This window comes from Wenzhouxiangella sp. XN24 (assembly GCF_011064545.1).
In the GTDB taxonomy this organism is placed as follows: domain Bacteria; phylum Pseudomonadota; class Gammaproteobacteria; order Steroidobacterales; family XN24; genus XN24.
In genome coordinates this window covers 120,521-137,239 of sequence record NZ_JAAMFG010000026.1, presented here as the reverse complement: position 1 = coordinate 137,239, position 16,719 = coordinate 120,521, and the positions used below count along the sequence as shown (strand labels likewise).

9 protein-coding genes are annotated in these 16,719 nt (G+C 65.8%); 4 read left to right on the top strand and 5 right to left on the bottom strand.

Annotated features, from left to right (window positions below; genetic code table 11):
• Positions 1-17 precede the first annotated feature (17 nt).
• Positions 18-3,119 carry an efflux RND transporter permease subunit gene (locus tag G6032_RS03435; protein WP_165280741.1) on the bottom strand — a complete coding sequence of 1,034 codons (3,102 nt, stop codon included), beginning with the start codon at positions 3,117-3,119 and terminating at the stop codon, positions 18-20.
• A gap of 116 nt (positions 3,120-3,235) precedes the next feature.
• Here G6032_RS03435 and G6032_RS03430 point away from each other — a divergent pair, with 116 nt between their 5' ends.
• Complete coding sequence (locus G6032_RS03430; protein WP_165280740.1) at positions 3,236-3,904, top strand: TIGR04211 family SH3 domain-containing protein; 669 nt, start codon at positions 3,236-3,238, stop codon at positions 3,902-3,904.
• A 19-nt stretch (positions 3,905-3,923) separates the two neighbouring features.
• Here G6032_RS03430 and ppsA read toward each other — a convergent pair whose 3' ends face one another.
• On the bottom strand, positions 3,924-6,281 hold the full coding sequence (gene ppsA / locus G6032_RS03425) for a phosphoenolpyruvate synthase (RefSeq protein ID WP_165280739.1): 2,358 nt from the start codon (positions 6,279-6,281) through the stop codon (positions 3,924-3,926).
• A gap of 71 nt (positions 6,282-6,352) precedes the next feature.
• Between ppsA and G6032_RS03420 the strand changes: the two genes are divergently transcribed.
• Positions 6,353-7,195 carry a pyruvate, water dikinase regulatory protein gene (locus G6032_RS03420; protein ID WP_165280738.1) on the top strand — a complete coding sequence of 281 codons (843 nt, stop codon included), beginning with the start codon at positions 6,353-6,355 and terminating at the stop codon, positions 7,193-7,195.
• Here G6032_RS03420 and G6032_RS03415 read toward each other — a convergent pair.
• Positions 7,192-8,826, bottom strand: a complete 1,635-nt coding sequence (locus tag G6032_RS03415; RefSeq protein ID WP_165280737.1) for an alpha-D-glucose phosphate-specific phosphoglucomutase — start codon at positions 8,824-8,826, stop codon at positions 7,192-7,194. The two genes, G6032_RS03420 and G6032_RS03415, sit on opposite strands and share 4 nt — an antisense overlap.
• 56 nt (positions 8,827-8,882) lie before the next feature.
• Here G6032_RS03415 and G6032_RS03410 point away from each other — a divergent pair, with 56 nt between their 5' ends.
• Positions 8,883-9,362 (top strand): DUF1249 domain-containing protein, encoded by a 480-nt coding sequence (locus G6032_RS03410; protein ID WP_165280736.1) that lies wholly within the window; start codon positions 8,883-8,885, stop codon positions 9,360-9,362.
• Between the two features lie 33 nt (positions 9,363-9,395).
• Complete coding sequence (locus tag G6032_RS03405; RefSeq protein ID WP_165280735.1) at positions 9,396-10,439, top strand: hypothetical protein; 1,044 nt, start codon at positions 9,396-9,398, stop codon at positions 10,437-10,439.
• Here G6032_RS03405 and G6032_RS03400 read toward each other — a convergent pair.
• Entirely contained in the window at positions 10,418-13,516 is a 3,099-nt protein-coding gene (locus G6032_RS03400; RefSeq protein ID WP_165280734.1) for an efflux RND transporter permease subunit, read from the bottom strand. The genes G6032_RS03405 and G6032_RS03400 overlap by 22 nt on opposite strands.
• A complete protein-coding gene (locus G6032_RS03395; RefSeq protein ID WP_165280733.1) occupies positions 13,513-16,719 on the bottom strand; it encodes an efflux RND transporter permease subunit in 3,207 nt (1,068 codons plus the stop codon). The genes G6032_RS03400 and G6032_RS03395 overlap by 4 nt, the downstream gene beginning before the upstream one ends.

Genomic DNA, 16,719 nt, shown 5'->3' with positions numbered 1-16,719 from the left:
CGACTCCGGGTCGAATCTCAGGCGGGGCGGGCGGCGCCGGCATGATCCGGTTGCGTCGGGTCGGGCCCCGCTCTGGCGGGCGACGTCGCATCTTCACCGATCCGCAGCAGGCTGGGCAGCAGCACGAGCGTGAACAGGGTACTGACCGAGAGACCGCCCACGATCACAGCGGCAAGGCCGCGGTACAGCTCGGTGCCGGCGCCGGGCATGAGCAGCAGCGGCAGCATGCCGAACAGGCTGGTCAGGGTACTCATGAGGATGGGGCGCAAGCGGAAACGCACCGCCTGCCCGACGGCATCGGTGCGCGCCATGCCCTCGCGCTCCGCAGAGCGCGTCTGCGCGACGAGCAGGATGGCATTGTTCACCACCAGCCCCATCAGCGTGATGAAGCCGATCATCGTGAGAAGGTCCATCGGTTGGAAGGTCAGCAGGTCGGTGATGCGCAACGCGACGACCCCGCCGACCAGCGCCATCGGAAGGGTGATGAGCACCAGCAGGCTGTCCCGGAAAGAGCGGAACAGGGCGCTCATCAACAGGTAGAGAATGATCACCGCCAGCCCGAGACTTTGCGCCATGTTGCTGATCGCCTTGTCCTTGTCGTCGGCGGTGCCGCGGTAGCTGATGTCCCCGTCGTCCGGCAGCTGCGCACGGATGGCCGGATCGACCTGCTCCTGGATGAGGTCGATGGCCGTTCCCAGGGCCATGTCCGAGGGGGGGGTGACGATCAGCGTCACGGTCCTGCGTCGATCGACCCGCCGGATCTGGTCCGGACCTGCCGTCCGCTCGATCGCCAGGAATTCGCTCAGCGGCCGGACCCCGCCGTCGGGCGTGGCGACCGGCAGCGACGCCAGTTGTTCCGGGGTGTCCCAGCTCTCCGCCCGCAGGATCATGTCGAGGCGTTGCTCGCCATCGAAGTAGTCGCCGACATAGAGCCCGTCACCCAGTGCCCGGACGACCTGGGACATCGTGCGTCGATCCCAGCCGGCCTCGGCGAGGCGACGCTCGTCGGGCACGAGGCGCAATTCCGGTTCCGCGAGCTCGACGCCGGGCACCGGGCGGGTCGTGGCGCCGGGGATGGCCTGTGCGACCGCGCCCATGCCGACCTTGGCCGCCTCCAGGAGGCTCTCGATGTCGCGGCTCTGGATATTCACGTCGATCGCGCGGCCCCCGCCGAGCCGGCCGAACAAGGAGGCGCGGTTCGCGAACGCGAGCGTGTCCGGGAAGCCGCCGAGAATGTCGCGATTGAGCGCCTGCACCAGTTCGTCGACTTCGTTCCGGTCTTTCGCGCGGACCCCCATGAAGCCGCTGTTGCCGAACACGCCCAGGAAATAGCTTTCGACCGCCGGGCTCTTGCGGCCCTCCAGGTGTTCGCGCATCCGCTCGTTCACGACCTCGATGAACTCTTCGCGGGAGGCCTCCTGGCTGGTGCCCGGCGGGGGCAGGATGAAACCGAAGATGAAGTTCTGGCGGCCCTCGGGAAGGTAATCGGTTTCCGGGAGCAGAGTGACCGTCAGGCCGATCGCGGTGAGTGTCAGCCCGGCGATAATCCCGGTGCGACGGAGCTTCGTGCTGGTCAGGCGCATGATGAACGCGGCGCCGCGATCCCACCATTCCCGGTGCGGATCGACGAGCTGGGTGTGGCGCAGCCAGCTGTTCGCGGCCGTGGGGATGACGGTCACCGCGACGAACAGCGCCGCGATCACGGCCATGGCGATGGCCAGCGCCAGGTCGGCGAACAGCTGCCCCGCGATGTCGCGCAAAAAGACGATCGGCAGGAAGATGGCCACCGTCGTCGCCGTCGATGCGATCAGGGCGCCCCACACCTGTAATGCGCCTTCCAGGGCCGACTCGTCGCTGGGCCGGCCGCTTTCGCGCAGGCGCACGATGTTTTCGAGCACGACGATGGCCGAGTCCAGCACCATGCCGACCGCGAAAGCCAGCCCGGCCAGGCTGATGATGTTCAGTGTGCGCCCGGTGGCATTGAGGGCGATGAAGGTGACGAACAGGGAGATGGGAATCGCGAGCGCGACCATCAGCGTCGCCCGCCAGCGTCGCAGGAACCACCACAGGACGGCCGTCGCAAGCAGCACGCCGAGCAGCAGGTTGTTGCGCAGCATGCTGATGGAGTCGGTGATGTAGAGCGTCTCGTCGTAGTCCTGGGTGATGTAAAGACCGGCGCGCTTGACGACGCCGTCGTTGAGCTCGGCGATCACTTCCTTGATGTCGGCCATCACCTCGAGCACGTTGACGTTCTGTTCCGGTTGCGCGTTCATTGCGATGGACGGGCCGCCGTTCTGGTTCAGCGACCCACGGGCGTCGCGCAATTCGACGGACACCTCGGCCACGTCCTGCAGGTGCACCGGCCGGCCGTCGCGCCAGGCCAGCACCATGTTCTTCATCTCGTCCAGGTCATACTTGCCCGAAAAGCGAATCGTGTACTGGCGCCGGCCGACATCCTTGAAGCCGCCCGAGACATCCGTGTTGCCGCCGGTCATTCGCGCGAGCGACGGCACGTCGATCCCCAGCGCCGCTGCACGGTAGGGATCGAACGTGATCCGCACCTCGTTGTTGCGCCCGCCGTAGATGTCGGCATTGGCGACGCCCGCGACGCGTTCCACGCGCGACTGGATCATTTCCTCGACGAAATCCTGGTAACCGGTGATGTCGCGGTCGTTGCCCGGCAGGGGGCGAATCGCGAACCACGCGATCGCGCTGCCGAAGCGGCCGCGTCCGGCGAACACGATGGGCTGCTCCACGTCCACGGGATAGCTTGGCACCCGGTTGAGGCGGTTCATGACCTCGATGAGGGAACGTTCCAGGGACGAGTTGATGTCGAAGGTCAGGGAAATCGAGCCGGAACCGCGACTGGCCGTGGATTCCATGATCTCCAGGCCCGGCAGGCCGCGCAGCGCGTCCTCCTGGGGCTCGATGATCTCGGCCTCCACTTCTTCGGGCGCCGCGGCCCGCCAGCTGGTCGAGATCTCGATGAGGGGCCGTTCCACGTTCGGGATCATCTGCACGGGCATGCGCAGCAGCGAGATCGTGCCGAACAGCAGCACGAGGAGCACCGCCACGATGACGGCGACGGGGTTGCCAAGAGCGGGTCGTGTGAGGTTCACTGGGAAAGCCGCAGAGTCATTAAGCAGCTTATTGTACTCCGACCGGCGAGGCCTATTCGATCGTCTGGCCTCCGGTATCATGTGTTACCCGCATTGGCAGAGGCCTTTCTCCAGATATGAGACCCAGATTCCTCGTCCTGTGCCTGCTGGCGCTGGCGGCGACGGCCGCCGATGCACAGACACGCTATGTTTCGGATCGGCTCGAAATCACGTTGCGCAGCGGCACCTCGACCCAGCACTCGATCATCCGGATGCTGTCCAGCGGTACCCCTCTCGAAGTCCTGGAGTCGGACGACGCCAGCGGCTACACGCGGGTGCGGACCGAGGCTGGCACGGAAGGCTGGGTGCTCAGCCGCTACCTGATGGATGAGCCGGCTGCGCGTGCGCAGCTGGCGGCGGCGACGACCCGTGTACAGGCACTCACCGCGCAGGTGGCCGAACTTGAGGGGCGCTTGCGGGAGGTGACCGGCGAGCGCGGCGCGCTCGAGGCGGAACGCTCGGGGCTAGGGACCGAACTGGACGAAGTCCGCGCGGAACTGGAACGGATCCAGCGCGTGTCGGCGTCGGCGCTCGAACTCGACAAGGTGAACCGCGAATTGCGTACGCGCCTCGCGTCCGCCGAGCAGGTCGGTGACGGCCTGCGGATGGAGGTCGCAGAGCTCAAGCGCAGCAGCCAGCGCGACTGGTTCCTCGCCGGGGCCGGCGTGCTGGTCGCCGGCCTGCTGGCGGGCTTGATCATTCCGCGCCTGCGGCTCGGACGGCGTTCGCGCTGGGGCGACCTCTAGAAGCCCGGCTCCGGGGCCGTCAGGCGACGCTCCGGCCGGCGAGGAACATCCACGTCTCGACCACCGTGTCCGGGTTGAGCGAGATGCTCTCGATGCCTTCGTCGAGCAGCCAGCGCGCGAAGTCGGCGTGGTCCGAGGGCCCCTGCCCGCAGATCCCGATGTACTTGCCCTGCCGGCGGCACGCCGCGATCGCCATGTGCAGCAGGGCCTTGACGGCATCGTCCCGCTCGTCGAACAGGTCGGCAATGATGCTCGAGTCCCGGTCCAGGCCGAGCGTCAGCTGGGTCATGTCGTTCGAGCCGATCGACATGCCGTCGAAATGCTCCAGGAACTGCTCCGCGAGCAAGGCGTTCGACGGGATTTCGCACATCATGATCAACTTGAGGCCGTGCTCGCCGCGCTTCAGGCCATTCTCGGCCAGCAGCTCCACGACCTTGCGCGCCTCGGCGACCGTGCGCACGAAGGGCACCATGACCTGGACGTTGTCGAGGCCCATGTCCTCGCGCACCCGCTTCAGCGCCCGGCATTCGAGCTCGAAGCATGGACGGAAGTTCTCCGCCACGTAACGCGAGGCGCCGCGGAAGCCCAGCATCGGGTTTTCCTCGTGGGGTTCGTACTCGCGGCCGCCGATCAGGTTGGCGTACTCGTTGGACTTGAAATCGGACAAGCGCACGATCACGGGGTGGGGGGCGAATGCGGCAGCGATCGTGCCGATGCCCTCCGCGAGCTTGCCGATGAAGAATTCCACCGGGTCGTCGTAACCCGCCATCTGCTGGCGGATGGTGTGTTTCAGGTCGTCCGACAGGGAGTCGAACTCCAGCAGGGCGCGGGGATGCACGCCGATCATCCGGTTGATGATGAACTCGAGCCGCGCGAGGCCCACGCCGTGATGCGGGATGCCGGCGAAATCGAAGGCCCGGTCCGGGTTGCCGACGTTCATCATGATCTTGACCGGGATGTCCGGCATCCGGTCGAGCTCGATGGTCTGCTCGTCGAAGTCGAGCACGCCGTCGAATATGAAGCCGGTGTCGCCTTCGGCACAGGACACGGTGACCGGCTGGCCGTCGGACACGGTGCGCGTGGCGTCGCCGCAACCGACCACCGCGGGGATGCCCAGCTCGCGCGCGATGATCGCGGCGTGGCAGGTGCGTCCGCCCCGATCCGTGACGATGGCCGCGGCGCGTTTCATCACCGGCTCCCAGTCGGGGTCCGTCATGTCGGCGATCAGCACGTCGCCGGCGCGCACGCGATGCATTTCCTTCACGTCGCGAATGATGCGCGCGGTGCCGGCGCCGATGCGCTGGCCGATGCTGCGCCCCGAGGCGATCACCGTGGAGCGGTTTTTCAGCTTGAACCGCAGGATGGAGCGTCCCTGCCGGCTCTGCACCGTCTCGGGCCGCGCCTGGAGTATGTAGAGCTTGCCGTCGCCGCCGTCCTTGCCCCACTCGATGTCCATGGGGCAGCCGTAGTGCTTCTCGATGGCCACGGCATGGCGGGCGAGGGTCTCGATATCCGCGTCGTCCAGGCAGTAACGGGCGCGGTCGGCGGCGGGGACGTCGATGGTCCGGGTGCCGTGGCCGTCGTCGCCATGCACCATCTTGATCGCCTTGCTGCCCATGGTCTTGCGCAGGATGGCGCGCTTGCCGGCTTCGAGCGACGGCTTGAACACATAGAATTCGTCCGGATTCACGGCGCCCTGGACCACCATTTCGCCGAGGCCCCAGGACGCAGTGATGAACACCACGTCACGGAAACCCGACTCTGTGTCCAGCGTGAAGAGCACGCCGCTGGCACCCGTGTCGCTGCGCACCATGTGCTGGATACCGGCGGAGAGGGCGACCTGCGAATGGTCGAAATCATGGTGCACGCGATAGGCGATCGCGCGATCGTTGAACAATGAGGCAAACACGTCGTGGATGCGCTCGATGACGGCCTCGATGCCGCGCACGTTCAGGTAGGTTTCCTGCTGACCTGCGAAACTGGCTTCGGGAAGGTCCTCGGCCGTCGCGGAGGAGCGCACGGCCACCGCGATGTCCCGTCCGCCCGACATCTCGTCCCAGCCGCGGCGGATGTCCTCGTGCAAGCGGGCGGGAAGGGGCGTTTCCCGGATCCAGTCCCGGATCCGGGCGCCGGTGGCCACCAGTTTCTCGACGTCGTCCACGTCGAGATCGGCAAGGGCCTCGCGGATGCGTTCGCCGAGGCCGTCCGTCTGCATGAAGTCCCGGTACGCCGCAGCGGTGGTGGCGAAGCCACTCGGCACCGTCACCCCGAGGGCTTCGAGGTTGGCGAGCATTTCGCCCAGGGAGGCATTCTTGCCGCCGACTCGCTCGACGTCGTTCATGCCGAGCTCATCGAGCTTGATGATGTACTGTTCCACGGTGTGGCCCTCTTGAGTTCCCGGTGTCAGGGAACGGACAATGCGCGCAGTCGCGTCGAACAGGCAATGACATGAAGCACAGAACGGTATTTTTCGTATCCGACCAGACCGGTGTCACCGCGGAGACGCTCGGACACAGCCTGTTGACGCAGTTCGACGGGCTCAGGTTTCGCGGCGTGACTGTGCCATTTATCAACACCCCTGACAAGGTGAGGGAATGCGTACGGCGTATCGACCTGACCCGCGAGGTGGAAGGGTCCCGGCCGATCGTCTTCGCCACCATGGTACAGGACGATCTGCGCGACATAATCTCGCAGAGCCAGGGGCTGGTGCTCGATTTTTTCGGCGCCTTCATCGGACCCATGGAGCGCGAACTCGGCATCGTTTCCAGCCATGCTACGGGCAAGGCCCACGGTGTGGCCGACCAGCGCTCCTACACCCGGCGCATCGACGCGATGAACTACGCGCTGGAACACGATGACGGGTCCACGACGCGCGACTACAGCAAGGCCGACCTGATTCTCGTCGGGGTCTCCCGGTCCGGCAAGACGCCGACGTGCCTCTACATGGCGCTACGTTACGGCGTGTACGCCGCCAATTACCCGCTCACCGAGGAAGAGTTCGAGCGCGGCAAGTTGCCGGCTCCGCTGGAGCGTTATCGTGATCGCCTTTTCGGTCTCACGATCAAGCCCGCGCGCCTGCAGCAGATCCGGCAGGAACGTCGTCCGGAGAGCAATTACGCTTCGGCACGCCAGGTCAGTTTCGAGTTGCGCTCCGCCGAGGCCCTGTTCGCGCGCTATGGCATCCAGTATCTCGATACGGGCGAGTGCTCGGTCGAGGAGATCGCCAGCACCGTTCTCGACCGCACCGGGCTCCTCAATCGCATGCAGGGCGTGGACGGGGGCGAGGTCTAGATCACGCCCGCCGGTCGGGCGACGCCGGTCAGCTCGGAAACCCTGGCCAGCCCGGCGGCGAATGCGCCGAGCGCGGCGGTAAGTTCCGGTCCGGTGCCGCCATGATCGGCATCGGGCGGCAGGTACTTTTCCAGGTAGATGCGCAGCGTCGCGCCCTGGGTCCCGGTGCCCGACAGGCGAAACACCACGCGCGAGCCGTCCGCCAGGAACACGCGGACACCCTGGCCCGAGGCCACGCTTTCGTCGACCGGGTCGTGATATGCAAAGCTGTCGGCCCGCTCGATGTGAACGTCTCCCAGCGTCGTCCCGTCGAACCGCCCGGGATTCTCCTGCAGCGTCTGCATCACGACGGCGGCGCGTTCGCTGTCCGGGATGAACCAGTCGTGGCGGGCGAATGCATGACGCCCGAAGCGTTGCCAGTGGTCGTGCACCAGTTCTTCAACCGACCGCTCCGTCGCCGCGACGAGGTTGAGCCAGAAAAGCACCGCCCACAGGCCGTCCTTCTCTCTTGCGTGGCTCGAACTGGTGCCGAAGCTCTCCTCGCCGCACAGGTCCACCCGCCCGGCATCCAGCAGGTTGCAGAAGTAGCGCCAGCCCGTCGGCGTCTCGTAGCAGGGGATGTTCAGCGCCTCGGCCACCCGGTCTACCGCGCGGCTCGTCGGCATCGAGCGTGCGACGCCGGCGAGGCCGCCCGCGTAACCCGGCACTCGGCGGGCGTGCTCGGCCAGGACGGCGAGGCTGTCGCCGGGCGACACCACCATGCCGCGCCCGACGATCATGTTGCGGTCGCCGTCACCGTCGGAGGCCGCCGCGAGGTCGCCGGCGTCCGGTCCCGTCATCCAGTCCACGAGGTGCGCGGCATCGACCGGATTGGGATCCGGATGGAGGCCGCCGAAATCCGGCAGGGGTACGGCGTTGACGACCGTTCCGGGGGCGGCGCCGAGGCGATGCTCCAGGATCTCCATCGCATAGGGCCCGGTGATCGCATTCAGGCCGTCGAAGCGCATGCGAAAACGCCCGTTCCCCAGCAACTTTCGTATGCGGGGAAAGTCGAACAGGCTTTCCATGAGATCGGCGTAATCCGCCACCGGATCCACGACTTCGATCTGGAGATCACCGGCCTGCTGGAGCCCGAGCCGATCCAGTTCCGGTTCCGGCATGTCGGCCACGTGGTAAGCCTCGATCTCCAGGGAGGCACGCCAGGCGGCTTCAGTGAGCGACTCCGGCGCCTGGCCGCCGTTTGCGGTGTCGAACTTGACGCCGAAGTCGCCGTCGGGGCCCCCGGGGTTGTGACTGGCGGTCAACAGGAAGCCGCCGGCCGCTTCATGCAGGCGGATGAGGTGCGAAGCGGCGGGCGTGGACAGCAGACCGTGACGTCCGACGATGATCCGCCCGACGCCGTTGCCGGCCGCGACGCGAAACAACACGCTCAACGCTTCCCGGTTCCAGTAACGGCCGTCGCCGCCGGCCACCAGGGTGGCGCCGCTGAAGTCGCCCGCGGCGTTGAATACGGATTGCAGGAAGTTTTCGAGGTAATGGGGTTGCTGGAAGATGCGTACTTTCTTGCGCAGGCCGGCGGTGCCCGGTCGCTGGTCGTCGAACGGACGCGTGGCGATGCTGCGTATGGCCATTTTCGTCAATCTCCGTCGGCCCGGCGGCCCGGATTCGCTGTGCTATATTGCCGCGCATGATAGCAGACGGCTCCATCGCGCTGCCGCGTCCGACGCAGCCCGGCAGCTTCACCGCGCTCATGCACCTGTATGAGAGCAACTACCTGCGTTTGCACTGGTTGTTCGACGATGTCATGGCCTTGCGTGACCACCAGTGTTCGCGGGTCGCAGGTGACCTCCCGCTGCACCTCGAGGTCATCGAACGCCGTCCCTACACGACGACATTGCGGATGACTTACTACTTTCGCGACGGGCAGGCGCCCGTGGCGGATCCGGACCTGGCCATTCGCGTCTACCACGACGCGGGCCTGGCGGAGGCCATGGAGTGTCGCAGCCGGCACCTTCATCATGCCTTGCAGCGTTTCCACGCGCCGCCTGCGAGCGAACTCGGTCGTCGCTGGGCACGCAACGGCATGTTGAACAAGTGGCTCGAGTACTGTTATGACCATGGCCACCGGTTCCCCGCCCACCCAGGGCGTGCTGCTGCCGCACGCTGATGGCGGCGGGGCCGATGCAGTCGGGAGAGCAGCGTGACGGATGACCAGGAGGCGGCCGGTAAAGGCGTCGAAGAAACCGAAGAAGAGCGGTTGCTCAACCTCTTTCGCAATCGCGCGGAACTCAAGAAGGCGTTCTCCGATCTGCAGAAGTCCCTGCGTCTTGCCGAGGAGCGCCTCGCCAGCCAGGAAGCTGCGACCCGCCGTGCAGAGGAGCGGTTCCAGGCCATCGAGCAATTGCTCGCGCAGCCCGGCACAGGCTACACCGCGCTCGTCTATTTCCAGTTGCGGGCCCTTTGGCGTTCTTGCCACGAGCACCTGCAGGTCATTTCGGACGAGCTGCGCGGACGACACGAGGAGCGCCAGCGACGCGAGGCGCTGATGCGTTTCAACCAGGAAAAACAACGGCAACTCGCGGCACTGGACCAGCAGATGGCCCTTGCGCGTGAGGAAGTCGAGGAACGCCTGGCGAAGCGTAATGAACTGCGCGCCGAACTCGCCGCGGCGCAAGGCTTCTGGGCGCGCTTTCGCCGCCGCAGGATCACGGAGTCACTCGAACAACGGCGGGTCGAGCTGGAGGCCTCCAGGCGGCGGCTCGCTGAACTGCAGGATCGGCGCGCCGCCGTGTCTGCGGAACCCTGGCCGGAATTCAGTGGCCTCGACAACGCCACCAAGCGCGAGATCAACCTGATGATCATCGCGGCTGCCCAGGAGCTCTATCTGCATTTTTCCACGGATGAACTGGCACGCAAGGCCCGCGATGCCAACGTCAATACGGTGCAGGACATGCGCTATGGCTCCGAGGAAGATTGCAAGGTGCTGATCGGAAAGATTCGCGAATCGGTGGCGCGGCTCGGGCCGGGCCAGCCAAAGACAGCGGACATCGAAGCCCGCGCAAAGGCGCTCGCGCGCGAGGTGCAGTTCCGGGGCGCGCGGGAAACCGTGCCCATGGCGTCCTCGGTGGGCCGCATCGAACTGCCGGTGCGTGACAAGGAACGCGGAGCCGTGCGACGTATTCCCCTCGAGGTCAACGTGCTGGCCGAGGAATACTGGGATATCTACGACGTGTTCATTCCCTGATCCGCGTCGGGCGTTCCATCCGCGGCGCGGCCGGGATGTCCGCCACGGGCGACGGACCTGACGCGGCGGGTCCAGCGGCCGAGGTCATCCAGGAGCGCATAGGTCCACGGCACGAGCAGCAGCGAAGTCAGCGTCGAGAACCCCAGCCCCCCGATGATCGCACGCGCCATGGGGAAGTAGGCGGGGGCGCCGATTTCGTCGCCGCCGACCTTGGTGGCGCTGACAGCCAGCGGCACCAGCCCGAGGATCGTCGTGGCCGCGGTCATCAGGATCGGCCGCAGCCGGTCTCGCCCGGCCTGCAGCAGGGCGGCGTCGCGTTGCATGCCGGCACGCCGCAGGTTGTTGACATGGTCCACGAGAACGATGCCGTTATTCACGACCACCCCGACCAGGATCATGATGCCGATCGTAGCCATGAAGGAGAATGTGGTTCCGGTCGCGAGGAAGAACCAGAACACGCCGATCACGGAAAAGCCTATCGAGGTGATGATGGACACGGGGTAGACCGTGGACTCGAACAGGGCTGCCATCACGAGAAATATGAGAGCGATGGCCAACAGGATGTTCTGCGCCATGATCTGCTGCGTTTCGTCAGCGCGCTGGAATCCGCGGCCGAAAGACCAGCTGTAACCGGGCGGCAACTGGTACGCATCCAGCAACGCCTTGACCTCCGGCCGCACTTCTTCCAGTGACTTGTCCTCGAGATTGGCGCTGATCGTTACGGCTGTGACCCGGTCGATCCGACGTATTTCGTCGTGCGCGCGCGTGACTTCGAACTCTGCAACCGAACCCAGGGTGACACGTCGGCCGTCGGGCGCGTAAAGCGGAAGATCGGCGAGTTGCGCAAGGCTCTGTCTGTCGTCCTCGCGAAAGGCGATCCTGACTTTCACTTCCCCGTCCGCGCCGCGGAACTCCCGCAACTGTTCGCCGCGCATGGCCACCGACAGCGAGGATGCGATGGTCTGCGGGTCGAGGCCCTGTCGCATGGCGCGCATGCGATCCACCTTCACTCGGATCTCGCGGTCGCCGCCGCTGATGTCCGTGCGTACGTCGCGCAACCCTTCGACCGTGGACAAAAGCCGCACGACCTGCGGGGCCAGTTCCGCGAGCGCTTCGGTGGACTCTCCGGCCAGTTGCAGTGTGAATCCTTCGTCGCCGCCCTGGTTGCCGAACTCGAAATTCGGCTGGCCGATGACGATTTCCGGGAGATCGGCCATGACCCGCGAGATCACTTCGCCGGTCGGGACCCTGGCGTCGTCCCCGTCATGGAGCAACAGGGTCGACTGGGCACGGCCTTCCTCGTAGAAACTGTATACCTGCCGTATGTCGAAGCGTTCCTGGTTCGCGTAAAGGTATTCCTCGATTTCGTCCACCGCGCGTTTCATCTCCGCCAGCGGATACTTGTCTTTCACGTTATAGAGCAAGAGAAGCTGGCGCCCGGCCTCCTGCGGGAACGCATCGAATTTCACGGCCTTCAGCGGGATGGCCACGCTGGCGACGATCAGCACGACGACCAACGCAGTCCACCAGCGATGGCGCAGGGTCCAGTCCAGGGCGCCCGCGTAGCGCATGCTCAGGCGCGATATCCAGGAACTCTTGCGAGGCGGCGGCGGGGAGGGAATACGCGACACGATCATCGGCACGACGGTCAGCGCCATCAGCAGCGAGGCGAGCATGGCCACGACGATACTGACTGCGACGTGCGTCAGGAACAGCGTGATATTCGTCTTCACGCCGAACAGTATCGGCACGAACACGATGATGGACGTGAGTGTCCCGGCCGTCACCGCCATCGAAACGGCGTTGACCCCGCGGAGAGTGGCCCGCAGCGGATTGCCCGGGTCGCGTTGCCGCTCGCGGAAGATACTTTCGGTGACCACGACCGCGTTGTCCACGAGCATGCCGACCGCAAGCATCAGGCCCATCATCGAGAGAATATTCAGCGTGATGTCGAGGAAATACATGACGCCGAGCGTGATGAGCAGCGAGAACGGCACGCAGGCGACCACGATCAGGGTCGTCGCCCCCTGGCGCAGGAAAAGGTACAGCACGGCGAAGGCGAGCAGGGCGCCGATCGCCCCCGATGTCATCAGGTCGCTGAGCGACGAGGTGACGCCCTCTGCCTGGTCGCCCAGCGCAAAGACGTGGATGCCCCGCATCAGGTCCGTGTCCGCCACGGCATCCACTTCGCTCTTGACGCGCCGGGCCACGTCCACGAGGTTGGCACCCGGTTGCTTGAATACGTCCAGTCCGATCGAGTAGCGCCGGTCCAGGTGACGGGCATTCAGCCGTTCGGGGCTGAGCAATTCCACGGCGGCGATGTCGCTCAATCTCAGGTTGTCGCGCACCAGGATGTTGTTCACCTCGTCCACGGAGCTCATCTCTCCGATGGGTCGCACGCTGAAGCGCCGTTCGCCGTCGGTCAGCTGCCCGGCGCTGACGGAAAAGTTGGCTTTCTCCAGCAATTCGCGGAGCGCATTGAGGTCTACCCCGTGGGCCGCGATCCGGTCGGCGTCGAGCAGGATGCGGATCTCGCGCTGGTCCACGCCGTACAGGGTCACACGGGAGACGCCCTCGAGACGCTCGATGCGACGCTTCAACTGTCGATCCAGCATGCTGTATGCGTCGGATAGATCCCGGTCGCTGCTGATGCGCAGATTCAGGATCGGCTGGTCACCGAGCGACCCGGTGAACACCAGCACCCGCCGCACGTCGTCAGGCAGCAGGTGCCGGACGGCATCGACCTTGGCCCGAGCCTCGATACCCTTGGCGGCGACGTCCTGGTCCCAGCCGAACTGGAGAAATACCTGTGCGTTGTCCTGGCGCGAGGCGGACTGCATGCGTTCGACGCCGCTGAGCGTCGCCAGCGCTTCCTCCACCGGACGCGTGATCAGTTGTTCGACTTCCTCGGGACTCGAGCCCTGGTAGGGGATGTTGATGAAAATGCCGGGGAATTCGATGTCGGGGTACTTTTCGAGCGGCAGCATCCGCGATGCCACCAGGCCGATCACGGCCAGCGCGACGAAAATCATCACCGTCGTGACCGGCCGGCCGATGGCTGCCCGGGAGATTCTCATGCGGTGGCTTCCCGGCGTTCGGTGCCGTCATCGAGCACGCGGATGCCACGGTCGAGCAGGGAATACACCACCGGGATCACCAGCAGCGTCAACAAGGTCGAGACGAGCAGCCCCCCGATCACGGTGATGGCCATGGGCGTGCGCACTTCAGCGCCCTCGCCGAACCCGAGTGCCATCGGCAGAAGTCCGAGCGTCGTCGTGAGCGTGGTCATCAGGATGGGGCGGAGGCGGGCGCGTCCGGCTTCCATGATGGCCGCGTTGCACTCCTTGCCGGCCCGGCGCAGCTGGTTGATCAGGTCGACGAGCACGATCGCATTGTTCACCACGATGCCCGCCAGCATGATCAGGCCGATGAATGCGACCACGCTCAGCGTCGTGCCGGTGAGCCACAGGGACCAGACGGCGCCCACCAGGGCGAGCGGAATCGTGAACAGGATCACGAAAGGATGCAACAGCGACTCGAACTGTGAAGCCATCACGAGATAGACCAGGAAAACCGCCATCGCGAGCGTGAACATCATCGAGCGGAAAGACTCCTGCATTTCCGCACTTTGCCCGGCGATGGTCGCAGAGACGTCGGTCGCCATCGGCAGCGTGGCGAGCACCTCGCGAATCTCTTCCGTGGCGCCGGCCAGGTCGCCATATGCGATATTGGCCGAGACGATGGCGACGCGGGACTGGTCCGCGCGCCTGATTTCGGAGGGTCCGGCCGCGACGAGGATATCGGCCACGGCCTCGAGCGGGATGGGGCGACTGCTTTCGGGATTGACGATGAGATTCTCGATTTCGCGCAACGAAGAGTCTCGCGTATCGACGCTGCGTACGAGCACGTCGATTTTCTTGTCGCGCCAGGTATAGCGCGTGGCGACTTCCCCGCGCACCTTGGCCACGACCGTGTCGGCGATATCGCGGACGATGAGGCCCAGCCGGGCGGCACGCTCCTGGTCGAAAACGATCTGGATCTCGGGATTGCCTTCCTCGACCGTGCTGCGGACATCCGCAAAGCGCGGCGATTGCACGAGGCGGCCCCGGAGTTGCTCGGCGACAGTGGCGATGCGCTCCAGCTCGTAGCCGGCGATCTCGATCTCCAGCGGGGTGCTGAACGCGAACAGGGCCGGACGGGAGATCTCGTGCGAGACGCCGGGCATGCGATCCAGCGTGTTGCGCATCGCGGCGACGGTGGCGGCCTCGCCGGCGGCCCCGGCGCCCGGCGCCAGCTGCACATTGAGCTGGCCGGTGTGTTCACCTGCATCCACGGGGCTGGCGTCGAGCCGGTTTCCGGTGCCAGCCACCGAGTAGCTCAGTGCCACGTCCGGCAGATCCCGGGTGGCCTGCTGCAGGCGCAGGATCGCGGCATCGGTTTCGACCAGCGGTGCGCCGGCGGGCAGCCGCAGGTCCACGGCAAACTCGCCCTGGGCCAGCTGCGGCAAAAGCTCGTAACCGAGGCGCGGCAGCATCGCGATGCTCGATGCGAATGCGCCGGCAGCCAGCAGCATCACCAGCCAGCGCCTGCGCAGCGCGCCTGCCAGCAAAGGCGCATAGGCCGCCGCGGCCGTTCGGTACAAGCCCTGGAAGAACCACACGAGAGGCCGCATCAGCCAGGCCAGGAGCCACGCGATGCCGAAGACGACGCGTCCCGCGAGACGCAGCGCGCCGCCGGCGATGCGGGTCACGCGGCCCGGGGGCACGCGGGCCTGTTCGTCGGCATAGCGGGGCACGTCGCCACGCGCCGCCAGCATCGGGATCAGGGTGAGAGCGACGAGCAGGGAAAACAGCAGGGCGAAGGTCACCGTGAGCGCCTGGTCGCGGAACAGTTGTCCCGCGATTCCGCTCACGAAGACCATCGGAAAGAACACCGCCACGGTCGTCAGCGTCGCAGCCGTCACGGCACCGGCCACCTCGGCCGTGCCGCGCCGGGCGGCGTCCAGCACCGAAAGTCCCTGCTCTTTCTTGCGGACGATGTTCTCCAGCACCACGATGCTGTTGTCCACCAGCATGCCGATCGCCAGGGCGATACCGCCCAACGACATGATGTTCAGGCTGACTCCCGCTGCATACATCAGCAGGAACGTGCCGATCACCGAAACGGGGATCGCGATGCCGATGATGAACGTGGCCCGGGCGTCGCGCAGGAAGGCATACAGCACGAGAATGGCGAACAAGCCGCCGAGGAGGGCGGCGTTGCGAACCTGGTCGATGGCCTGTGAGATAAACACCGACTGGTCGTAGATCGGCTTGAGCTCGGTGCCGGGTTCGAGCTTCGGTTCCAGCAGTTCGACGCGCTGATTGACCCGCTGGGCGACCTGCACGGTGTTGGCATCACCTTCCTTGTAGATGGCGAGCTCGACACTCTCGACGCCGTTCACTCGCGTGATCGCTTCGCGTTCCTTGAAACCGCGCGTCACGGTGGCGATGTCGCGCAGGTAGATGGGGCGGTTTTCGGGTGTGGCGATGACCGCGTCGGCGATCTCCTCGACGCTGCCGAACTCGTTCAGCGTCCGGACCAGGAATCGCTGGCTGCCCTGTTCGAGCCGGCCGCCGGACAAGTTGACGTTCTCGGCCCGCAGCCGGGCCGCCACGGCGCGCACCGAGAGTCCCAGTTGGGCAGTTTTTTCCTGGTCCACCAGGATCTGGATCTCCTCCTCGAGGCCGCCGCTGACCTTCACCGCGGCGACCCCCTCGACGGCTTCGATGTCGTTCTTGAGGCGGTCCTCGGCGAAGCGGCGCAGTGCCCGGAGCCGCTGCGGATCGTCGGCGAGCCCGCTCGCCGCCTGGTCCATGAATGCCAGCCGCTTGATGGGCTCATTGGACGGGTCGAAGCGCAACAGCAGCGGGCGGCCCGCTTCCAGCGGCAATTCGAGCAGATCGAGTTTTTCCCGGACCTCGACGCCGGCGATGTCCATCTCGGTGCCCCAGAGGAATTCCAGCACCACGTCGGACTGCCCGGCCCGCGACACCGAGCGCACCTGGCGCACGTTCTTGATGACGCCGACGGCTTCCTCGATGGGCTTGGTCAGCAGGTTTTCGACTTCCAGCGGAGCGCTGCCCTGGAGTTCCGTGCGTACCGTGATCGTCGGATAAGACAGGTCCGGCAGCAGGTTGACGTCGAGTCTCGAGAGCGAAACAAAACCGAACAGCACGATGGCGACGGTGAACATCGCGATGGTGACGCGACGCTCGGTGGCGATATCGATGAGGCGCAT